Annotated in this window: 23 protein-coding genes, 1 tRNA gene and 1 riboswitch; of the genes, 20 read left to right on the top strand and 4 right to left on the bottom strand. The window is 44.4% G+C overall.

Features of this window, described 5'->3' with window-relative positions; genetic code table 11:
* Positions 1 to 70: 70 nt before the first annotated feature.
* The gene (plsY, locus tag IV55_RS02295) at positions 71 to 739 is read right to left on the bottom strand and encodes a glycerol-3-phosphate 1-O-acyltransferase PlsY (protein ID WP_057808938.1); all 669 of its coding nucleotides are present in this window, start codon (positions 737 to 739) and stop codon (positions 71 to 73) included.
* A gap of 249 nt (positions 740 to 988) precedes the next feature.
* Between plsY and parE the strand changes: the two genes are divergently transcribed.
* The 17 genes from parE to IV55_RS02210 all read left to right on the top strand — a co-directional run bounded on the left by parE (position 989) and on the right by IV55_RS02210 (position 15,765).
* Positions 989 to 3,046, top strand: a complete 2,058-nt coding sequence (parE, locus tag IV55_RS02290) for a DNA topoisomerase IV subunit B (protein ID WP_083483903.1) — start codon at positions 989 to 991, stop codon at positions 3,044 to 3,046.
* A gap of 33 nt (positions 3,047 to 3,079) precedes the next feature.
* A complete protein-coding gene (gene parC, locus IV55_RS02285; RefSeq protein WP_083483902.1) occupies positions 3,080 to 5,533 on the top strand; it encodes a DNA topoisomerase IV subunit A in 2,454 nt (817 codons plus the stop codon).
* A 264-nt stretch (positions 5,534 to 5,797) separates the two neighbouring features.
* Positions 5,798 to 6,793: a LysR family transcriptional regulator gene (locus tag IV55_RS02280; RefSeq protein WP_057808936.1), complete on the top strand. Its 996-nt coding sequence runs from the start codon at positions 5,798 to 5,800 to the stop codon at positions 6,791 to 6,793.
* Positions 6,793 to 7,716, top strand: a complete 924-nt coding sequence (locus IV55_RS02275; RefSeq protein ID WP_057808934.1) for a manganese-dependent inorganic pyrophosphatase — start codon at positions 6,793 to 6,795, stop codon at positions 7,714 to 7,716. Before IV55_RS02280 ends, IV55_RS02275 begins: the two co-directional genes overlap by 1 nt.
* Before the next feature lie 207 nt (positions 7,717 to 7,923).
* Positions 7,924 to 8,298 (top strand): iron-sulfur cluster biosynthesis family protein, encoded by a 375-nt coding sequence (locus IV55_RS02270; RefSeq protein ID WP_057808932.1) that lies wholly within the window; start codon positions 7,924 to 7,926, stop codon positions 8,296 to 8,298.
* 178 nt (positions 8,299 to 8,476) lie between these two features.
* The gene (gene msrB / locus IV55_RS02265) at positions 8,477 to 8,923 is read left to right on the top strand and encodes a peptide-methionine (R)-S-oxide reductase MsrB (RefSeq protein ID WP_057808930.1); all 447 of its coding nucleotides are present in this window, start codon (positions 8,477 to 8,479) and stop codon (positions 8,921 to 8,923) included.
* A 12-nt stretch (positions 8,924 to 8,935) separates the two neighbouring features.
* The gene (msrA, locus tag IV55_RS02260) at positions 8,936 to 9,457 is read left to right on the top strand and encodes a peptide-methionine (S)-S-oxide reductase MsrA (RefSeq protein ID WP_057808928.1); all 522 of its coding nucleotides are present in this window, start codon (positions 8,936 to 8,938) and stop codon (positions 9,455 to 9,457) included.
* 43 nt (positions 9,458 to 9,500) lie between these two features.
* Positions 9,501 to 9,602: riboswitch (TPP riboswitch) on the top strand.
* 78 nt (positions 9,603 to 9,680) lie between these two features.
* Positions 9,681 to 10,496: a hydroxyethylthiazole kinase gene (thiM, locus tag IV55_RS02255; RefSeq protein WP_057808927.1), complete on the top strand. Its 816-nt coding sequence runs from the start codon at positions 9,681 to 9,683 to the stop codon at positions 10,494 to 10,496.
* Positions 10,493 to 11,317 (top strand): bifunctional hydroxymethylpyrimidine kinase/phosphomethylpyrimidine kinase, encoded by an 825-nt coding sequence (gene thiD, locus IV55_RS02250; protein WP_057808926.1) that lies wholly within the window; start codon positions 10,493 to 10,495, stop codon positions 11,315 to 11,317. The genes thiM and thiD overlap by 4 nt, the downstream gene beginning before the upstream one ends.
* Positions 11,307 to 11,948 carry a thiamine phosphate synthase gene (gene thiE, locus IV55_RS02245; protein WP_057808925.1) on the top strand — a complete coding sequence of 214 codons (642 nt, stop codon included), beginning with the start codon at positions 11,307 to 11,309 and terminating at the stop codon, positions 11,946 to 11,948. The genes thiD and thiE overlap by 11 nt, the downstream gene beginning before the upstream one ends.
* Before the next feature lie 85 nt (positions 11,949 to 12,033).
* Positions 12,034 to 12,288: a hypothetical protein gene (locus IV55_RS02240; RefSeq protein ID WP_057808924.1), complete on the top strand. Its 255-nt coding sequence runs from the start codon at positions 12,034 to 12,036 to the stop codon at positions 12,286 to 12,288.
* 32 nt (positions 12,289 to 12,320) lie between these two features.
* Positions 12,321 to 12,393, top strand: a tRNA-Ala gene (locus IV55_RS02235).
* Between the two features lie 61 nt (positions 12,394 to 12,454).
* On the top strand, positions 12,455 to 12,850 hold the full coding sequence (locus IV55_RS02230) for a hypothetical protein (protein ID WP_057808923.1): 396 nt from the start codon (positions 12,455 to 12,457) through the stop codon (positions 12,848 to 12,850).
* Between the two features lie 24 nt (positions 12,851 to 12,874).
* Complete coding sequence (locus IV55_RS02225; protein ID WP_057808922.1) at positions 12,875 to 13,297, top strand: hypothetical protein; 423 nt, start codon at positions 12,875 to 12,877, stop codon at positions 13,295 to 13,297.
* A gap of 176 nt (positions 13,298 to 13,473) precedes the next feature.
* Positions 13,474 to 14,022, top strand: coding sequence for a GNAT family N-acetyltransferase (locus tag IV55_RS02220; RefSeq protein ID WP_057808920.1), 549 nt, complete (start codon positions 13,474 to 13,476; stop codon positions 14,020 to 14,022).
* Positions 14,023 to 14,136: 114 nt separating this feature from the next.
* On the top strand, positions 14,137 to 15,339 hold the full coding sequence (locus IV55_RS02215; protein ID WP_057808917.1) for a hypothetical protein: 1,203 nt from the start codon (positions 14,137 to 14,139) through the stop codon (positions 15,337 to 15,339).
* 36 nt (positions 15,340 to 15,375) lie between these two features.
* A complete protein-coding gene (locus IV55_RS02210) occupies positions 15,376 to 15,765 on the top strand; it encodes a tautomerase family protein (RefSeq protein ID WP_057808915.1) in 390 nt (129 codons plus the stop codon).
* Between the two features lie 153 nt (positions 15,766 to 15,918).
* Here IV55_RS02210 and IV55_RS02205 read toward each other — a convergent pair whose 3' ends face one another.
* The gene (locus tag IV55_RS02205) at positions 15,919 to 16,410 is read right to left on the bottom strand and encodes a MarR family winged helix-turn-helix transcriptional regulator (RefSeq protein WP_057808913.1); all 492 of its coding nucleotides are present in this window, start codon (positions 16,408 to 16,410) and stop codon (positions 15,919 to 15,921) included.
* Between the two features lie 153 nt (positions 16,411 to 16,563).
* Here IV55_RS02205 and IV55_RS02200 point away from each other — a divergent pair, with 153 nt between their 5' ends.
* On the top strand, positions 16,564 to 17,742 hold the full coding sequence (locus tag IV55_RS02200) for an alpha/beta hydrolase family protein (protein ID WP_057808911.1): 1,179 nt from the start codon (positions 16,564 to 16,566) through the stop codon (positions 17,740 to 17,742).
* A gap of 319 nt (positions 17,743 to 18,061) precedes the next feature.
* On the opposite strand, the gene IV55_RS02195 is transcribed toward IV55_RS02200, so the two are convergent.
* The gene (locus IV55_RS02195) at positions 18,062 to 18,538 is read right to left on the bottom strand and encodes a GNAT family N-acetyltransferase (RefSeq protein WP_057808909.1); all 477 of its coding nucleotides are present in this window, start codon (positions 18,536 to 18,538) and stop codon (positions 18,062 to 18,064) included.
* A gap of 172 nt (positions 18,539 to 18,710) precedes the next feature.
* On the opposite strand from IV55_RS02195, the gene xerS reads away from it, so the two are divergent.
* Positions 18,711 to 19,781: a tyrosine recombinase XerS gene (gene xerS / locus IV55_RS02190; RefSeq protein WP_057808907.1), complete on the top strand. Its 1,071-nt coding sequence runs from the start codon at positions 18,711 to 18,713 to the stop codon at positions 19,779 to 19,781.
* Between the two features lie 164 nt (positions 19,782 to 19,945).
* Here xerS and IV55_RS02185 read toward each other — a convergent pair whose 3' ends face one another.
* Entirely contained in the window at positions 19,946 to 20,284 is a 339-nt protein-coding gene (locus IV55_RS02185) for a DsrE family protein (protein ID WP_057808905.1), read from the bottom strand.
* A 126-nt stretch (positions 20,285 to 20,410) separates the two neighbouring features.
* On the opposite strand from IV55_RS02185, the gene IV55_RS02180 reads away from it, so the two are divergent.
* Positions 20,411 to 22,048 carry a glycoside hydrolase family 30 protein gene (locus IV55_RS02180; RefSeq protein ID WP_057808903.1) on the top strand — a complete coding sequence of 546 codons (1,638 nt, stop codon included), beginning with the start codon at positions 20,411 to 20,413 and terminating at the stop codon, positions 22,046 to 22,048.
* The last annotated feature ends 370 nt before the right edge of the window (positions 22,049 to 22,418 follow it).

The following is a 22,418-nucleotide window of genomic DNA, read 5'->3' as shown; positions in this document are numbered from 1 at the left end:
AGACAAACAATAAGGGTCCTAGACAAAAGTGATTTTTGTCTAGGACCCTTAACAGTTCTGCATGATTCAATTATTTATTTGAGGCGTCATCGTCATCTTTAGGTTTAACTGGATGACTCTGGCGGTACTTGCGATACAAGCCAAAGGGCACCATGCTTTCGGTGCCGTGCTGAATTCGTTCCAGGTTAGCGCGATGCCGGTAGAAAACGAACAGCGTTACGACGAAGGCGACGGTCGTTAGATAACCATCTTGGTAGATTAATGACAGAAATGTCACAATGGTCGTTGCGGCCATCGACGCTACCGACACCATACTTGATAAGTAAACCAGGCTCGCAAAGATAATGGCTGAGATAATAAAGAAGGGGAAATTGTAACCGGCAAGAATACCAGCGCTGGTGGCAACGGCCTTACCACCCTTGAACCCGTCAAAGATAGAGAACATGTTGCCAAGAATGGCAGCTAAGCCAATCAACAGCCCATTGACTGCCCAGCCGTGAATGACAGGAGCACCAAAAATGACCGGTTGCAGCGTTGCTAAAGCGCCTTTGACAATGTCAGTTACCAAAACGATGGTGCCGGCTGTTTTGCCCAGGACACGGAATGTATTTGTTGTGCCAATGTTACCGGAACCGGCCTTACGAAGATCCGTTTTAAAAAATAGTTTGCCAAGCCACATACCAGTGGGAATGGCGCCTAATAGATAGGCCACTAAAAGCATGATTAGTAGTTTTAACATGTTGTACTTCCTTAGAAGGTTTCGTGAATGGGTTCTATTTTAGCATGAAGTTTCAGTCACTGCCAAAAAAGCTTAGGGATCGTGTAAAGTCGTTCTTGACAGTTATGCTAAAAAAGACGAACATATATTCGCTGAGATTCATTAACGCGCGGTGTGATAATGGTATTCGTTTGAAAAAAGTATGCGAACCCTGCGCGAAGTATGGTATTTTTATTGAGATAGCTTAAAAAAAGAGAGGATGTTTACCACATGGCTTCATCTGCTGAAGACTACAATGCATCAAGTATTCAAATTTTACACGGCCTGGAAGCAGTGCGGAAACGTCCCGGAATGTACATCGGATCGACCGATGCACGTGGACTGCACCATTTAGTTTATGAAATTGTCGACAATGCCGTCGATGAAGCACTTGCCGGGTTTGGGAAAGAAATCAACGTGGTCATCCACGCTGATAATTCGATTACCGTTGTGGACCACGGTCGCGGAATGCCGGTGGGGATGCATGAATCTGGTATTCCAACGCCAGAAGTTATCCTCACGGTATTGCACGCCGGTGGTAAGTTTAATGAAGGTAGTTACAAGACTTCTGGTGGGCTACATGGGGTTGGTTCCTCTGTTGTGAACGCCTTATCAGAACATTTAACCGTGACGATCGTTAAAGATGGTTACAAGTACCAAGAAGATTTCAAAAATGGTGGCCAACCAGTGGGCACGTTGGTGAAATTGGGTAAGACAAAAGAGTCCAACGGAACAACTGTCACGTTTAAGCCAGATTCAACAATTTTCACGACAACTGTCTATAACTTTGGCACCTTAGAAGAGCGGTTGCGCGAATCTGCTTTCTTATTGACGGACGTTAAGATCACATTGACCGACGAACGTGAGAATCAGGAGCGCAGCGAAGAATTTCATTATCCAGAGGGGATTAAAGAATTTGTCGCTTATCTGAATGAGGATAAGGACACCCTTGGGGATGTGCTGTACTTCGACGGTGAAAAAGACGGTGTGGAAGTCGAAGTGGCCGCTCAATACAACGATGGTTATTCAGAAACGATGTTGTCCTTTGTTAACAACGTCCGTACCCCAGGTGGTGGGACGCATGAAGCAGGGTTAAGATCTGCGTGGACTAAAGCATTCAATGAATACGCTCGTAAAGTTGGCTTACTAAAGGATAAAGATAAGAATCTTGAAGGCTCTGATGTTCGTGAAGGACTGTCAGTGGTCATTTCACTACGGATTCCAGAAGCAATTCTAGAATTTGAGGGCCAGACAAAAGATAAGCTTGGCACAAGTGAAGCGCGGACCATCGTTGACAATGTCATCAATGAACAACTGGGCTTTTACCTCATGGAAAATGGGGAATTCGCCCAGATGCTGATTCGTAAGTCATTACAAGCACGTCAGGCACGAGAAGCTGCCAGAAAAGCACGTGATGAAAGTCGTAACGGTAAGAAAAAAGGGCGTCAAGAACGCTTATTATCAGGTAAATTGACCCCGGCGCAATCTAAGAATGCGGCTAAAAACGAACTGTTCCTAGTCGAAGGGGATTCTGCCGGTGGGTCTGCTAAACAAGGTCGTGATCGGAAGTTTCAGGCTATCTTGCCATTACGTGGTAAGGTGTTGAACACCGAAAAAGCCAAGCTACAAGACATCGTTAAAAATGAAGAAATCAACACCATGATCTATACGATTGGTGCCGGTGTTGGTGCGGACTTTAGTTTAAAAGACGCTAATTACGACAAGGTCATCATCATGACTGATGCCGATGATGATGGTGCTCATATTCAGATTCTGTTATTAACGTTCTTCTACAAATACATGCGGCCATTGATTGATGCCGGTCGGGTCTACATTGCCTTACCACCACTGTACAAATTGCAACGTGGCACTGGCAAGAAGACGGCCATTGAATACGCATGGACCGATGCCGAACTAGGCACTAAAGAAAAGAAAATTGGGCGTGGCTATTCGCTGCAACGATTCAAAGGGCTCGGAGAAATGAACGCCGATCAACTGTGGGAAACGACCATGGACCCAAGCACGCGGACATTGATTCGTGTTCGGATCGATGATGCTGCGTTGGCCGAGCGTCGCGTCACAACCCTCATGGGGGACAAAGTTGAACCACGACGGAAGTGGATCGAAGAGAACGTGGCGTTTAATTTGGAAGAAGACGGGTCGATTCTAGATAATGCTGCAGTTAACTCTGCGCATCATGTTGAAGATGACGAAGCGACTGACCAAGATGCAGAAGCTGTTGGTCCAACCATTACGGTTTGGGATGCACAGACAGACAATGATGACTAAATTAACAAACCTGAACGAAGGGAGCCAACAGTTGTGGCTGAAGAAACAAGTAATATTCAGGAACTAACCTTAGAAGACGTCATGGGCGAACGTTTTGGTCGGTATTCCAAGTCAATCATTCAAGATCGGGCGTTGCCTGATATTCGTGATGGCTTAAAACCAGTTCAACGTCGGATTCTGTATGCCATGAATAAGGATGGCAATACGTTTGATAAAGGCTTCCGTAAGTCCGCGAAATCAGTCGGGAACGTTATGGGTAATTATCACCCGCATGGTGACTCGTCGATTTATGAGGCGATGGTGCGGATGAGTCAGGACTGGAAATTGCGTGCGCCGTTAGTTGAAATGCACGGGAACAATGGGTCAATTGATGCTGATCCACCGGCTGCCATGCGTTATACGGAAGCTCGGTTAAGCAAAATTTCTGGGACGATGCTGCAGGATATTGATAAAGACACCGTTGACTTTGTACCTAACTTTGATGATACAGAAGAGGAACCAACGGTATTACCGGCGCGTTTTCCTAACTTACTCGTCAATGGGGCCAGTGGAATTTCAGCTGGTTATGCAACCGAAATTCCACCGCACAATCTTACAGAAGTGTTAGACGCGTTGGTTTATTTACTCGCACATCCAACAGCCACGACAGATGATTTGATGCAATTTGTGAAGGGACCTGATTTCCCAACTGGTGGAATTATTCAAGGGCTCGATGGCATTAAAAAAGCCTATGAGACTGGTGCCGGCCGGATCGTTTTACGATCACTGACAGCCATCAAACCGCTAAAGGGAAACAAGCAAGAAATTGAAATCACTGAGATTCCTTATGAAGTGAACAAAGCCTTGCTTGTTAAAAAGATGGACGAAATTCGCATCATGAAAAAGGTCGAAGGCATCGTTGAAGTTCGTGATGAATCTGACCGTAATGGATTGACCATTGCCGTCGAATTAAAGGCCGATGCAGATGCACAGGGGATTTTGACCTACCTGTTGAAGAACACTGATTTACAAATCACGTATAACTTCAACATGGTTGCCATTCACAACATGCGTCCTGAACGGATTGGTTTGAAGACTGCGTTGCAAGCCTACATTGATTTTCAACGTGAAATCATCACCAAAAGAACGCAGCATGACCTAGATAAGGCGCAAAAACGTCAGCATATCGTTGAAGGTTTGATTAAAGCCCTTTCGATTCTAGATCAAGTGATTGCGACCATTCGCGGTAGTAAGAATCGCCATGATGCCAAACAAAACCTGATTGATCAGTATGACTTCACCGAACCACAGGCTGAAGCCATCGTCACGTTACAGTTGTACCGTTTAACCAACACCGATGTAACTGAACTGCAAAAAGAACACGATCACTTAGCAGACGAAATTGCCCGTTTAACGGATATTTTGGCTAATGATGCGTCACTACGAAAAGTAATGCGTACTCAGATGCAAGATATCAAAAAGACCTTTGGTTCAGATCGACTGACACAAGTTGAAGCGCAAATCGAAGAACTTAAGGTTGATCGGACGGTGACCGTGGCTGATGAAGATGTCATTGTCATGGTGTCTCACGATGGCTACATCAAGCGTAGCTCACCACGTTCATATCAAGCCTCGGCTGAAAACGATAATGGGCTAAAAGATGAGGATTATCCAATTCTGCTGACCCAAGCCTCAACGCTGGATCATATCTTTATGTTTACCAGCAAAGGGAACATGATTTACCGACCAGTTCATGAGTTGGCTGATGCGCGTTGGAAAGATACTGGTGAACACATCAGTCAATCAATTGGACTCGCTGATGATGAAGAACTGATTGCCGCCTTTAGCTTTAACAGTCTAGAAGAACAAGGCAACTTTGTGATTGCAACACAAGACGGTTTGATCAAACAGACTGCCTTTGGCGACTTATTACCAGGGCGCACCTACAAAAAGCACGCTAGTATGTATGTGAAATTTAAGGCAGCCACGGATCAAGTGGTCAACATCAGTTACGTGGACCAGCATGGTCCATTAACGGTGATGTTAATGTCACAGCATGGGCAAGGGCTTCGTTATGATTTGGCTGAAGTCCCAACCAATGGTGCCAGAACTAGTGGTGCGAAAGCGATGGATCTGCGCAACGGTGATTTAGTCGTCAACATGCAACTTGTTTCAGAGACCGACGATGCAATTATCGTGACGCAACGCGGTGCTTTGAAGAAGATGGCGGTCAAGGAAGTACCTGTGACGAGCCGGGCAAGAAAAGGCGTCCTGTGCTTACGCGAATTGAAGGCCAATCCACATGAGATTGCTGCTTTCTTGGCATTGCCAGCACATGCCGTAACGCCGGTTGAAATTATTACCACACGTGGCATCCGTCATGATGTGCTACCTGCAGATCATGAACTAAATGCACGGTATTCAAATGGTTCCTTTGTCGTTGATGTCGATACCGAAGGGGTACCAGTGTCACTGCGTTTTAAAGAAATTAGTTTGATGCTTAATTAAGAATCGCATGTGGAACAACTAATAGTGTTTGGGCCAAGATAATTTATGTCCCAAACACTATTTTTAATTTACCCAAAAACGCTTAGCGTAAGGCTAACCCTGCATGCAAACTGCTAATTGTAAAAATTAGGAAATGGTTATTAAAAAATAATTGGATTCAGGTGATTTTGCTTGCACAGCGTCGTACTGGTTGCGTACAATTGTTACATCGAAAAGATTTAGTTTATACTAACCATTAATCAAACATGAAAGGTGGCACCATTAATGAAAAGTAAGCAGGAGACGATTTTCTCTTCCAAAACACTGACTTATTTTTTACAGCTTGCTGAAACGATGAACTACACGCAGGCTGCGCAAATTCTGGGGATCACACAACCCGCATTAACCCAACAAATTAAAAAACTCGAACGGACAGTTGGTGCACCGCTGTTTTATTCTGTGGGTAAGAAGTTACGCCTTTCAGAAGCAGGGAACACGATGTTAGCAGCTACGCATGATATCTATGAAGTTTTAAACCAGGCAACCGACGAGATTCAGCAATCAACATCCGCTGAATCCGGAGAAATCAACATTGGCTTGTTGGCCTCAGTTGAATATTCCGTTTTCGAAGATTTTGCCATTCAGTACTACAAAGAAAATCCCGATGTTGTGATCAACTTCCACATGTTAACGCGGAAGGAAATCTGGGATCGTTTAGAAAACAATCGCATCGACTTGGCCATCATGTACCTGCCGGATGACAGCATTAAAAACTGGAAGCCATACCGTGCTAAGAAAATTACGAATGAAGATCTATTATTCATTCACACCAACGATAAATTAGCCAACCGTAAAAAGATTCGTTTGAAAGATACGTTGACGAATGTCTGGGCAACTTATCCACGTGAATATTACTTAGATCAAGTTATTCGCGAAAACTATAAAAATGCCATGGTTGATTTACCAAAGGCAGTGGCTCGTTTTACCACACCAGACCAAATTTACCAATTTAGTGCTGAGACAGATGCCTATACCGCTTTGCCAAACAGTTACATTGTCAGCAAGGGCTTAACGGGCAACATGCACGCAGCTCAGTTTGAACCTGCAATTAAATTTGACTTAGCGTTCGTTTTCCGTAAAGATAAGGATGAGATTCCTCGTGTTGGACGGTTATTGGAAGCATTCGATCAATACCTTGCTGACAAAGACTACATTACACGTCTAACTCAAATTCATAACGCTAAGTATGGTGTGGATCATACAAAAGGAGCAGAAGACTAATGGCTAAAGAACTTGTTTTTGGGCACCAAAGTCCTGACACTGACGCAATCGTGGCAGCAAAGGCCTATTCTTATTTACAAAACCAATTGGGCTTTGACACGGAAGCCGTTGCTTTAGGCAACCCCAACGAAGAAACCCAATTTGTATTGAACTACTTCGATGAACCAATGCCTCGGATCATTGAAAAGGCTGGTAGTGAAGTTGATGCAGTTATGTTAGTTGACCATAACGAAGCACAACAAAGTGTTTCTGACATCAAAGATTTGACGGTTACACACGTGGTTGACCATCACCGTATCGCTAACTTCGAAACATCAATGCCGTTGAACTACCGCGCTGAACCAGTCGGTTGTACCAGCACAATTTTGACGAAGATGTTTGATGAAAACAAAGTTGAAATTCCAGTTCAATTAGCTGGCTTAATGCTTTCTGCTATTATCTCTGACACGTTGTTATTGAAATCACCAACAACAACTGATGATGATAAGGTAGCTGTTAAGGCATTGGCAGAAATTGCAGACATCGATTACGAAACTTATGGTTTGGAAGAATTAAAAGCAGGTACTAACCTTGCATCTAAAACCGAAGCAGAACTGATCGAACAAGATGCTAAGTCATTTGAAATGGGTGGCAAGCAAATTCGTATCGACCAAATCAACACGGTTGACTTGGATGAAGTTTTTGCACGGCAAGATAAGCTAGAAGCTGCCATGGCAGCTGATGCTAAGGCACAAGGCTATGATTTATTCTTAGTCTTAGTTACTAACATCTTGAACAGTGACTCACGGATGCTCGTTTGGGGCGAACCAAAGGATGTTGTTGAAAAGGCGTTTAACACAACGTTGACCAACAACACTGCTAGTTTGCCAGGCGTTGTTTCACGTAAGAAGCAAGTTGTGCCACCATTGCAAAGTGCTTTTTAATTAAAAATATCAATCAAAAAAGAGCGGTATATAAGTCAAGTCTCATTCGAAACTTTGACTTATGTACCGCTTTTTTGATTGATGCGCTTAAATGGTGAAGAAGTGGGTCAAAAGCTCACGCATGAAATTAAAAAGCATAAATAATTGCGCTTTAAGCCGGTAGCAACAATAATGAAATCAGATAAATTGAATCTGGAGGCATGCATCATGGCAGATGAAATTAAAAGTATCACATTTGATGAGGCGGTAACTGAAAAATTACAGCCACTGCTGGACCATGGTAATCGATTATTGCTTAGTTATGATGATGGCGTGGGACCATATTCACATCACGGGTTAATGGCGTTGCAGGTGTCGTTTCAGTTTGTTGTGGTGGGCGCTGATGCAAACGTTGACGATTATCAGGCAGCGCTAACATCGGCACTTGGACCAGTTCTTTATAAGGGTTATTCCGGCGAGTTTCTTGGGCAGGATTTACACGCGAGCTTTAATAAGCTCATGCATACGATTCGGTTAACTGACGCTGGCGAACAGATTGACGATAACGTTGAAGTTGTTGTGGACGAGAGTGCAGCTAAATAAATGGAAAAAGTTTGAAACTGTGATTATGTTTCAGACTTTTTTTGTTGCCATTACTTCTGCTTAAAGATGTGTGAGCAAATCAGTTGCGAAAGTTTTCAGAATGTGGAGAATGAAAGATGTAATTCGATTGCATACAACCGAATTGGTAGGCAATGCATTTGAGACGGAGGCAAGCTTGATGAAAGACAAAGATAAAGCTGTTGCAAAATTATCACCAGACGCATATGCAGTCACCCAAGAGGCCGCTACAGAAGCACCATTCTCTGGGAAGTACGATGCATTTTACCAAAAGGGTATCTATGTGGACATTGTCAGTGGCAAACCCTTATTTTCATCAACTGATAAATATGACGCCGGTTGTGGCTGGCCATCTTTTACGCATCCAATCGATAAGGATGAAGTTATTGAGCACCGCGATTCTTCCTTTGGGATGGAACGAACCGAAGTCCGTAGCAGTGATGCTGATTCACATCTTGGACACGTTTTTACTGATGGTCCAGCTGCAGAAGGTGGCCTGCGGTACTGCATCAACTCTGCAGCGCTTAAATTTGTTCCTGCCGACGAGTTAGTTGCACAAGGGTACCCAAGTTATGCTAAACTGTTTCCAACCGTTACACAGAAGTAGGAGGGCATTTAGATGGCAGAAGAAACAGCGATTTTTGCAGGTGGATGTTTTTGGTGCATGGTAAAGCCATTTGACACAGTCCCGGGAATCGATAAGGTCGTATCAGGATATACCGGTGGACATGTTCCTAACCCAACGTATGAACAAGTCGTGAGTCACACAACTGGTCATACAGAGGCCGTTGCCATAACGTTTGATCCAACCGTTATGCCTTATGACAAACTCGTTGATATCTACTGGCAGCAGACAGATCCAACTGATGCGATGGGTCAATTTCAAGACCGTGGCGATAACTATCGGCCTGTGATTTACGTGAATAGTCCAGAACAACGTGCGATTGCTGAGCAATCTAAGGCTGCTTTGGCCGCATCTGGTCGTTTTGATGATCCAATTGTGACCCGGATTGAAGATGTTCAACCATTTTATCCAGCTGAAGAATATCACCAAGATTTCTACAAGAAGGATCCACTCCGCTTTGAAATGGAAGAATCTGGCGGGCGCGATGCTTTTGTAAAGAAGCACTGGGACAAGTAATCAGTTGACGTCCCAGTTGTTAATCGGTATGCTAAACTTAATTTGAATCCACTAGGGGTGTTCGAGGCAGAACTGAGACAGCAAGTTGCTGGACCCTTTGAACCTGTAAGCTAAAACTTGCGTAGGAAAGTGGCCAGTGTGTTGATGATGAACGCCACTGAACTGTTTTCACGGTTTGGTGGCGTTCTTTTTGTCAGTCTACACGCCGCAAAAGGAGATTAACATGGGTGTAACACAGTATCAGCCTGGACTTTTAAACCAGATTCGAAATCTCAATCCGGTTGTGGTAACGATTGCCAATAACGTAACGATTGGTGATGTTGCCAATGCCGTCAATGCTATTGGGGCATCCCCAGTTATGCCTGCAGGCATCGCTGAATCTGCTGAAATGGTAGCAATTGCCAGTGCAGTCACAATTAATTTAGGTACGTGGACCAATGACCAGTTCGAACAAATGTTGGCAGTGAACGAAGCCGCGATTGCAGCAAAGCGGCCGGTGCTCATTGATCCAGTGGCGGTGGCTTTACCAACGCGCCGCCGTTTGTTTGATCGACTGATTGCGACGGGAACGCCGACCGTAATTCGTGCTAATGCCGGCGAAATCGCCGCGTTGGCTGGTCAAAGTGGTACCAGTAAGGGTATTGACGCCGGCACCGTCACAGATACCGCCAGCATTGCGGCCGCAGTAGCTAAACGGTTCCATACGATTGTTGTGATGACAGGTCCAACTGATTACGTCAGTGATGGTACGCAGACAATTGCGGTTACCGGTGGCACGTCATTGTTTGCTGCCCATGTTGGTTCTGGTGACATGTTAAGCAGCGTTTTGGCAGCGTATTTGGCTGTTACCGATGATTTCTTTACGGCAGCAGTCACTGGTACCGCTCAATTTGGTGCGATCGGTCAATGGGTAGCCGACGATCAACAGCTAACCAATCAGCAACCAGGAACATTTGCTGTTAAGCTCATGGATGGCTTTGCAACGGCAACCAATAATGATTTAAATTCTTTAGTAAAAGTTGAGGCAATTACAAAATGACAACAGTTGAACAATTTCCCCAAGCACTATCCATTGCCGGTTCTGATTCAGGTGGTGGGGCAGGTATGCAGGCAGATTTAAAAACAATTCAGGAACGTCATGTATTCGCAACCACGGTATTAGTGGCTGTGACCGCGCAAAATACGCTTGGTGTACAAGACTTCATGGCACTGCCGCCCAAATTAATTGATGAGCAGTTTGCTTCCTTAGCTGCTGACTTAAGTATCAAAGCCTGTAAGACGGGCATGTTAGCAGATGTCGAACGCGTTAAAGCAGTGGTTAAGAATCTTAAACAATATGATTTTGGGCCATTAACAGTTGATCCCGTCATGATTGCAAAAGGTGGTGCACCACTGTTAAGCGACGATGCAATTAGTACCGTTCGTGAGGAATTACTACCGTTGGCCACAATTGTGACGCCCAACCTACCAGAAGCGGAAGCCCTAACTGGTATGCACATTACTACCGATGCGCAGATGCAGGAAGCGGCGCAAAAATTACAGGCATTGGGTGCTAAAAATGTCATTGTAAAGGGCGGACATGAAACCAATACTGCTTCCGCCAGCGACTTCGTTTTACTAGAAAACGGTCGGTCGTTTTGGATGACGACTAGTCGTTTCAACACGCAGAACACGCATGGTACCGGCGATACTTTATCAGCTTGCATTACTGCAGAACTTGCTAAAGGTGCCACGATTGAGAACGCCATTCGTACTGGTAAAGCATACGTAGACGCAACCATTAAGCAAGGCATTAAAGTAGGCCACGGTCATGGGCCGCTAAATCACTGGGCTCACGTGGAGGCACAAAATGAAGTTTAATCCACAACAATTAGCCGTTTATTTTGTTGCTGGAACAAAAGATGTTCCGACTGGCGAAACACTACCGACTATTTTGGCAAAGGCAATCACGGCAGGCATCACTGCTTTTCAGTATCGTGAAAAAGGACCCTTGGCTTTAACGGGTGCTAAACGTGAACTGCTTGGCAAACAGCTGCGACAACAGTGTTTGGCCGCCAACATTCCTTTTTTTGTTGATGACGATTTGGCACTGGCGCTAGCACTTGATGCTGATGGAATTCATGTTGGCCAATCTGACCAAGCAATTGAGACTGTTGTTTCATTAGCACCTGATCTCATTATTGGTTATTCTTGCCATACACCAGCACAAATCGACCATGCCAATCAACTAGCAGCAATCGACTATGTTGGCAGTGGGCCAATTTATCCGACTGTTTCCAAGGCGGATGCAGATCCCGCTATTGGTGTTACTGGGTTAGCTTCGCTAGTATCAAGCAGTCGGGTACCGGTGGTCGCTATTGGTGGCATCAGCGTACAAAATGTCGCGGACGTTGCAATGAGTGGTTGTGCAGGTACAGCCGTTATCAGTGCCATTGCGCAGGCAAGTAACATTAACGATGTGGTCAATAAGTTAAATGCACCTTTTAAGTAAAAATAATCGTATGATAAGTGCTGGTCGTTTGCAAAATGGCCGGCGTTTCGTATACTAGACTTATCAAAGAAAGGCGGCAAAATCCATGAAAAACAAACCCAACCGTATCAATCCAGCAATGCCGACAAACATTGCTTGGTGGATGGTCGCCTGTGGCGTTATCTTAGGCATTTTAGTTGGCTGGCTCCTACCAATTGGTTTTGATGGCTCCTTCATCTGGGGTGTCATTGTCATGATTGCAACGGATATAATTTTCTTAGTTATTTTTCGTCGAATTACGATTGCTAAGCAAACGGCCGCTAATGCAAAGCTAGCCGCTGAGCCAGCACCTAAAGATTAATTGTTATTACTAGGGATTCTCCTAGTAGTTACGGGCCCGTAGCTCAGTTGGGAGAGCGCCTGCTTCGCATGTAGGAGGTCGACGGTTCGAATCCGTTCGGGTCCATTTTTAAATATGATCTTCACCTATTGAAAGTCGCTTAGATAATCTGAGGGAGGTTCACAAGATGAAACAGGATGGAAAGTCAGCTAAAGTTGCGTTATTTGGGTTAGGTAGTGGCTTACTGTTAACTGGATTAGCAGTTGTTCCAGCCAATACGCCAGCATTTTGGGTGTTATTCTTTGCCTGCGCAGTCGTTATTGGTGCTTTTCTAGCGGGTCTGTTACAGGATCAGCGACCGTTCGTCCCACCCAAGATGACACCTTGGCAATTTGGCTTATCTTTAAGTGCCAGTTCAATCGTCGCGGTGTGGTTTATCGTGATTGGTAGTCATGCGATGATTACGATGCGGGTTGCAACGTTAAACTTTTGGCTTGCAGCCTTGGGTATCATCGGTTTTATTGTGTTACTGCTGTATGACTTGCGGCAGCTCGTTAGTTTAATCCGCCACCGTCGCGTCTAATAATCCGTTTTGAGAGGTATCGTTATGACTAAACAATGGTTTGCTCGTGAAAAAATCGGCTTGCTTTTGTTCACTGGAATATTTGGTATCCTTTTGATTATTTCCATAATTCTGAGTACAAATACATTGCAGACGGTTGTCCAAGCAACTGGCCTGATTGTCATGCTAGCATTGTTTATCATCAGTGAGCGGATCCCGATTTCACCTAATCAGCTGCCAGCTGGCAAAACAGCTTTAAGGGAACGTGATCGGACGCCTAGCCAGCGAAAAGCCTCACTACTCGGCACATGTGTCTTTACGGTTTATATACTGACAACCAACATTTCCCAGCTGCTAGGCAGATTTGACAGTACACTCAGTTTTTGGCTAGTGTTAATCACAACTCCATTGCTTGGGATTGTCTTAGGCGTCCAATTGGCCTCCTTTATCCGATTAAATCGCCACTAACAAAGTTTTCTAAGTTAATAACTAACTGCTGATTCGGCTTACGCGTGTGTAAAATGGATCAGCAGTTTTTTGCGTTCTTTTGCTGAAGAAAGCCTTCTTTTATGCACATAGACCGATATTCAACGCTGTTATGTGGTAAATTTAATTTAATAAATCTAACGAATGAAGGCCTTGCCATGTTTACACACCAACTTGATGAACATTTAGCATTAAAATTAATCAGTGAAGAAGATGCCGAACCAATTTTAGCCTGTGTGGAACGGGATCGTGCTCAGCTAGCACAATGGTTGCCTTGGGCTACTGATATGCAGACCATCGCTGATGAGGAATCATTCATTACCTATGCACGGCACCAATTTGCAGATGGCACAATGTTGCCACTGACGATCGTTTTAGATGGGATTCCTGTTGGTGCTATCGACCTGCATAACATTGATACAAAGCAACAACGTGCGGAAATCGGCTACTGGTTGAGTTCAGCGGTGCAAGGGCAGGGAATTATGACGCGTGCGGTTGACCGCTTGATGACCATCGGCTTTGACGAATTGAATTTGCACAAATTGATTTTAGAAGTGGATGTCGATAATTCGGCTAGCCAAGCTGTGGCGAAACGACTCCACATGCACCAAGAGGGAACGCTCAGAGATCAGCTGCTCATTAACGGTGAATTTCATAACGCCCATCTCTTTAGTACGTTAGAAACTGAATGGGAAGCGACAAATTAATAAAAAAATTTGTGAATGCTGTTCAAGACACGCTAAATTGGGTACAATAAATTTAAAGAATCTTAATTAATTACACTCGAAAAAAGTATGATGAATGTGAGTGAGGGACGGCCAATGATTGATCCACAACGCAACACAACTGAACATCCAATTGAACAGCCCCAAAATCAGCTGCGTGTGATTGCTAACCGAGCAACAGTTATTGCTCAGGATCAAACGACTTATGTTGGTGGACCTCGCTTAACGAAGACTAGCTTTGTTAAGGCGGTTTATGATGCAACCGGACAGGCAGTCGATCCTGAGCTTGTTAGCGTTGATCTGAGTAATGTTGACTGGAACACACCAGCCGATTACCGGGTCTATTTGCAATACACAAACCCTGGTAAAACAGCAACTGCCACTGCTCATTTACATGTATTTGAGTTGGCTGGTCATGACGTAACGATTCATGCAGGTGAAGAATTACCAACCGCTACAGACTTTGTAACGCGTTTGATTGATCCTGGTCAAACAAACGCGTTACAACAGGTCAACATGACTTTTGATGAAGCGCTTGGCGATCTAGTTGCTGGACAAAGCTATGGCGTGATGTTGACGTACGCCACTAATGGCGTGACTGCAGGGGCACACCAGGTACTTCATGTGCTTGAAAACTTGGTTAGTTTAACAACTGCCAATCAAACGACTTATGTAAACGGTCCACGGACAAATCCCGACCGCTTTATTAAGACGCTTAAAAACGCTGATGGTCAGTCTATTGACGTCGCCAAAGCAGTTGTTGATATGAGCGCCATTGACTGGACACGTGCGGGCAGATACCCGGTTCCCGTTCGTTACACTGACCATGGCAAGAATGTTTCTGAAATTGCCTATGAAAATGTCTTCATGTTGACGGCACATAATCAAATTATCGTTGCCGGTGACGGTGAACCAATTCCAGCGCGTTATGTCGCCTTAGCGCGCGATCAATTTGGTCGCGACCGCACGCGTTGGACCGCAATGAGTTATGACGACCCAACGGCTAATCATACGATTCCCGGTACTTATGATGTCACGTTGACATTTGAAGTAAATGGTTCAGTCGCAACGCTTCACCCAACACTTCAGGTATTACCTGAAATGCTGCGGCCAAGCGGCAGTGCAAGTGACATGACCATTAATGTGCACAGTCAAAGCGGTTGGCAAAGTGATTCAGAGTCCGGTCGCGGTAGTATGCGTCATGGCTTACGTCATTCAACTGGTTCTCGGGTTGCAAACAATGCCGCTAGAACAGAACGTAAACGGACCTGGTGGCAACGGTTATTTGGGTTACACTAGTATCTGCATTCATACTCAAAAAGGAAGCCTTTTAATATGCCATTAATGCGAATTGATTTATTGACTGGTCGCTCTGAAGACGAGTTAACCAAGATTTTGGACATCTCTTATCGCGTCATGTTAGGTGCGTTTAATGCGCCTGAAGGCGATCGTTACCAGTTAGTGACCCAGCATACACCCGCTGAAATGCGTATCCTAGATACTGGCTTAGGCTTTAAGCGCAGCGAAAAAGTGATTGTCTTTAGCTTAACGACCCGTCCACGAACGACTGAACAAAAGCAGGATTTTTATCATGAATTAGTGCATCAGTTGCAAGATCAATTAGGTATTGCGCCGACAGATGTTGTTATTAACTTAACGGTTAATAGTGATGAAGACTGGAGTTTTGGTGAAGGTCGCGCACAGTTTTTAACTGGCGAACTATAAATCTATCAAGAATGAGTGTCGGGCAGAAAAATTTATGTCCCACTTCAAACGTAAAGAAGACCGAGACAAAATCATTTTGTCTCGGTCTTCTTTACGTTCAACTTTGAATGGGAAAACGGGTACTCAAAATCCACTAGCTGCTCACAGTGATCGTTATTTGGCGTCATCAACGACTTTAGATTGCAAGGTGCTTAGTAAGTCTGCATCGGTCTTGGCTTGGTATTTTTGTCCTAATCCATGAATCAACTGATCCATCAACTCACCAAATTGTGTTTGCTGGTCTGCCTTCAAATAATCCCAGCCGCCCAATTCGGTTTGCTGCATTGCCCGTAAACTCTCTCGGCCTGCTGATGTGAGGAAGACGAGCGACACACGTTTATCGGCAGGTGATTTTTCGCGTCGTACATAGCCCTTCAAAACGAGTTTCGTAACAAACTCAGTTATAGATGGGGCACTAATGTTTAGCGCCTGACTCAGTGCACGCTGTGATTGACCATCCGTTTGTCCCAAAGCCAGCAAGATGTTGCCTTGGCCCTGCTGATAGACAAGGGGAGAATCCACTTGTCGGCGTGCCTCTAATTCAAATAAAAGTTGTAACGCGTAGAATTTTTCTGTTAGTTCATGATTGGTAAATTGCTTAGTCATCCAGCGCCTCCGTAAGTGATTCAATAGGTCTAGTGTAGCACATTTTACAATTCATTAGGTACCCTAAATAAAATGGTTGACTTTGTTTAGCAATGGCTTTATGATCGTTTCGTTAGGTACCCTAATTATTATAAATATAGGAGCTAGAGAACGATGAAATTACTATTTGATGATGCAACATTTTCTTTCGAACTGGTCCGTGTTTTAAGCTACGCGCCATTTGGCGGTGCTGATGTAAACGAAGTGCTATCCGCGGCACAACGCATTAAAAGCGGAGATTTCGAAAGTTGGTATAACGAATGGCATCGCTTAGCTGATCACGTGGCGGCACGGGCAGATGCGTTTTCTAAAGCTGGGCAGCCATTGAGTGCCAGCAATACTTACTTTAAGGCTTCAAATTACTACCGCGCGGCTGAATTCTTTTTGCATGGAGACCCAAGCGATGTACGGATTAATGACGCTTCACGTTTGAGCCGGATGACCTTTCAGCAGGCGCTGAAATTGTCAGCAATAACATATGAAAAGTTAGCGATTCCGTATGAAGATACAACTATGCCAGCGTACTTTTACAGTATTGACGAGCAGCCGCGACCAACATTAATCGTGCATGGTGGTTATGATTCTACCGGTGAAGAATTGTTCTTTCAGGTAGCACAATCTGCACTTGCTCATGGGTATAACTGTTTGACCTTCGAAGGTCCTGGTCAAGGTGCGATGATTCGTGAAGAACATCTTGCTTTCCGACCAGATTGGGAAAAGGTCGTTAGTCCCGCTATTGATGTTCTCATCGATAGACCTAATGTTGAGGCTGACAAAATCAGTCTTATGGGGATCAGCTTCGGCGGTTTATTAGCGCCAAGAGCGGCCGCTTTTGATCATCGCTTAGCTGCAGTAATCTGTGATGATGGTGTCTTTTCGTTTCAGTTTGGGCAGGCGTTTGCAGCGCATGGCGGCACCTCAGCAGATTTCAGCCAGGTAGAAGCAAAGCTGACTGAACTCATGCAACAAAGTACCAACGTTCGCTGGGTAGTTGAAAATGGGTTGTTTACGTTTGGCGCTAAAAGCATTAAAGAGTTGTTTGAGAAGACTGATGCTTATACGTTAGCTGGTGTCGCAGACAAGATTACATGCCCTGTGCTGGTCTGTGAAGCAAGTAATGACCAATTCTTCAAGGGACAGCCAGAAATGCTGTATAACGCGCTAACAACGCCACACAAGACACTGATGAAGTTTGACGCCGCAGACGGGACTGAAGAGCACTGTCACTTAGGCGGATTAACATACTTCAACGAACGCGTGTTTAACTGGCTAGATGAAACGTTGATTAAATAGGATCCTAAATGCTAGTAGCCCAAATCGGAAGATATTTTTAAAATACAAAAATGGTTTGAAACAAACATTGCATACGTTTGTTTCAAACCATTTTCTGTCATCAGCTTTTCGGTTTATGAAGGCGACTATTTTAAATCCTGTACAGTTAATTTACCTGCAGCGAAACTGGTAGCTATACACAACAATACGAAAAGACACTTGATCATACAACGTTGGCCCAAAAGCTACTTTTCACTACTTTGTATAATATATATTATGTAAACTAGAATACAAAAATAACAAGTTGATGGTTCAGCGATACACCTCTTCTAACACATGCCTAACGGAATAATTCTAACCGCACGTGTCCTTCATCATCGAGTGCGCGTTGACCATCCTTAAATGTAAAGCCAAACTTTTGATAAAATGGCACCGCAGTTTTAGATGCTGGAATTTCGATTCGTTTCGAACGCTGATAAATCGGATCTATCATTAGTTGCTGCATAATCTGTTGGCCCAGATGTTGATGTTGCAACGCTGGTTGGACAAATACGCATAGTAAAATCGCTTCATGTGACACATTCCAATAGTTTGCAATCGAACCAGTCGCAAGTAGCTGTCCAGTTGCATCAACGGCAACGTATGTATGCGCGTAGCTAGCCATTTGCTGCACGGTTGCTGGTGTATACTGCGCTGCCATTGATTGCATCGTTGCTAAGTCGTAGTCACGTACATTGATATGTAATAGATTATCTGTGATCAATGCCGCAATTGCCGTGGCATCTTGTGGTTTAAATGGACGAATTTCTATGCGCATGACTAACAGCCTCACAATCATTTTGAAGTAGCTTTATTGTAGCCACTGATTCGCTCAATGACAATTATAATTCAACTTTCATTAAAACTAAATTTTTAATGAAAGTTGCGACGATCTTCTTCCTCCAGTACAATTAGAATCATCTAAGACATATGTTGATTGGAGGCCCGTTATGGACAAAGCACATTACGTTTCGCTCAGTGAGGCTGAACTACCTGCTTTACCCTGGTATGTTCAGGAATACTACCAAGCAAAAGCAACCATTCCCCTGTCGCCGGCGACTTTATATCAGTATTTAACGGAATATCGGCGCTTCTTTTCATGGCTAATCAGTGAAGCAATCGTCCCTGCCCCAACGATTGCTGACATCCCCATAGAAGCATTAGCTAACCTGTCCAAGGCGGAAATCGAACTATTCAAGGGACAATTACTATCACGTAGCAAACAAAATGCCAAAAGTAATGGTCAATCCTTATCGCATAGCACGGTTAATCGTGCCCTTACAGCGATAACATCGCTTTTTAACTACCTGACGACGGAAACAGAGAATAATGCTGGTGAACCTTATTTCTACCGGAATGTCATGAAAAAAGTCGCTTTGGTTCGCAATAACCAAACTTACTCTGCACGCGCAGCAGCCATTAAAAGCAAACTAATGCTTGGCGATGAGGATCATGATTACGTGACCTTCATCAATGAGCATTATGCAGATACGCTATCAGACAAAGCCAATCAGTATTTTGAACGCGACCGTTTACGCGACGTTGCAATCAATGCCCTGCTATTAGCAAGTGGTTTACGAGTCTCAGAGGCCGCTAACAGCAACTTGACCGACCTCAATTTAAAAACCGCAACGATTGCTGTGATTCGTAAAGGTGGACGGCGCGATGTCGTGCCAATCGCGGACTGGGCATTGTCTTATCTAAGGGCTTACGTTGATCAACGGACCATCATCTACCATGCACCAACTGCTGAACATGCGTTATTTTTAACCCGTTACCACGGTCGTGCACAACGCATGCAAATAACCTCGATTGAGAAGATGGTTGCAAAATATTCCAGCGCTTTTAAAGTGCGGGTAACACCGCATAAACTACGGCATTCGCTGGCGTCAAAATTATATTTGGCAACTAAAAACGAACAACTAGTTGCAACTCAGCTTGGCCAAAATACGACGACTGCCACTGGTTTATACACACACATTATTGACGAACAGCAGCGACAAGCATTAGATAAAATGTGATAGTCACTATCAAAAAAGTGGGATAAACGTTAGGAAATTGTTGTCTGCACAGCGCTTGCCACTATTTAAATTGAAAAACCACCCAAAAATTTCGCAGTAGACTTACTTTGCAACGAATCCTTTGGGTGGTTTTTCAATTTATAGCACAAATGCACGATACGCTGTTAAGGCTTAATGTACGCAAAGCCGGCTGCTTGTAACTGAATGAGATCCAATACCCCAACCGGGACTATTTGAACCGCTGCAGGCAACTGATCACCGTTGATGTGGTGCTTTTGCATTGCATTATGGCAGGCATGAAATTTAACACTAGGATGCTGCGCAACTGTTTGTTCGCCAATGGCTTGCAAATACCCTTGAATTGCATCCCCGTTAACGACCACGATAACTTGTAATTGTTCCTCAGGTACTGTCGCAACGTAATCGCATAAATTATGGATATTTTGCGATGTGCGTTGCCACTGATCGATTTCATCAATGTGAAAAACTACTTTTCGGCGCATTTTCAGGTCTCCTTCACCAGCTAACTTCATCTACAATTAAGCATACATGATTGCAGTTAGCACAGCCAGCTACAGCTCTCGCATGCTATACTGAAGCCATTAAAGCTGGGTAAAGGACGTGTTCACATGATGATTAAACGACTGCCACAAATACTGATGAGTTTGATCATTTTAACGAGCTGCTACCCACTGTCGACGGTTCAAGCGTCAGCACAAACGACCACCATGTATACGACCGCCAAAAACGGTCTTCATGATCGGCCTAGCCAAGTACAATTAAGCACTCGACAACAGGCTTTAATGAAGCAAGATCACTATGTTCAAGTCATTGATACTGAAAAACAGCAAACATTTAGCGGCGTTGGTGGTGCTTTAACAGATAGCGCTGCACATGTTCTTAAAACTGCCACGCCAGCGCACCGAAACCAAATTTTAGATGCTTATTTTGGAAAAAACGGCGCCCATTACACAAACGTCCGCTTAACGATTGGTTCCAGTGACTTTTCGACCCACAGCTATGATTACGATACGATGCCGTCTGGTAAAACTGACCCGACGCTCAAGCATTTTTCAATGGCTGCCGATAAAGTCAATGTTGCGCCTATTTTGAAACAAATTCGCATGCGCGACGCACAGCTAACCTTTTATGCTGCTCCTTGGGCACCGCCTGCTTGGATGAAAGAAAGTCATAATCGCTTAGGCAACAGCTTTATTACCAATAACGCACTTAAACGAAGTGCCTATAAATCCTACGCCGATTATTTAGTTAAATATCTCAAAACCCAACAAGAAAATGGTATATCAATTCGCTATCTTTCACTACAAAATGAACTACAAGCAAGCTCTCCTTGGGAATCACTGACCTGGACACCAGATGCAGCAGCCGATTTCATTACAAATTATCTTGGCCCGGCACTTACACAGTCACATTTAAAGACACAATTATTGGTATGGGATTACGTGCGCAGCAATCTGACGCAGCCTGTGATGATGGGCTTTAATACCTGGACACAGTTCTTTTATGCACATCCGGATGTTACCAAATACGTACACGGTATCGGTATTCACTGGTACGCGGCTAACCTAGATCCACAAATGATTATAGGTAATATTAAGCAACAACCTGCATGGGATGATAATTTCACCAATCTGGATCGCTTTCATACATTGGAACCACACCAGCATATCTTGGCAACGGAAGCGACTCAAGAACGTGGCGTCTGGCTTAACAGTTGGCGACCAGCAAGTCATTATGCGTATGATATTATTCATGACTTTAATCATCATGTCGAAAGCTATTTGGATTGGAATCTTGTCCTTGATGAACATGGCGGCCCAACGCATGCTGGCATTAATAATCCTTGTAGTGCCCCGATTAATGTTCTGCACGCAGGCCAGCAAAATGAACGGGTTGTTATCAATCCGGCGTACTATGTCCTTAAACGTGTCAGCAGAGAGGCACAGCCTGGGACAGTTAGTGTAAAGACCCACAGCCATCGCGTCAATGTTGATGCCACAGCCATTATGCAGCGAAATAAAGCAGTCACTGTTTTGCTTAACAATCCCGATAACAGACCCGCGACGCTGAAAGTTGTCAATGGACACACAGTCGCTCAAGTCACCCTGTTACCCCACTCATTTAATAGCATTCGCCTGCCAAAAGCAGCTGGGCAACTATCAGCAGTCCGTCAGCCAAAAGCCAATGTTTGGCAACAACGCTGGCAATACTTTAGTCAACATTGGCTAGTACCGCTTATGCCATAATTGGACTATTAACATGAGTGTGAGACAAAACTGCACAGCTACTTCATGACTTTTGGCGCACGTTTCACTATATTGAAGCTTAGAAAACAACAATGGGTCTGGGACATAATTATTTATGTCCACAGACCCATTGCTGTTTTCTGATTTTCAATAGTTGAAACGCGTTCGCAGACCCTGATTACTGTGCATTGCCTGCCGACCGTCCGGTGTCGTTTCACGACGCCTACCGCCCTGCCTGCAACTGCTCGCAATCAAAACGGGGTCTGCTCTCGCTCTGTGATCTAAAGCGTGGGACAAAAGTCAAGCCGCTGTGTAGACTACGAACAACCTACCGGATTGAAGCCCAATCCGTACGGCCGTTCTAGGTCTT

This window comes from Furfurilactobacillus siliginis (assembly GCF_001437435.1).
Classification (GTDB): domain Bacteria; phylum Bacillota; class Bacilli; order Lactobacillales; family Lactobacillaceae; genus Furfurilactobacillus; species Furfurilactobacillus siliginis.
This window is presented reverse-complemented; position numbering and strand designations above follow the sequence as displayed.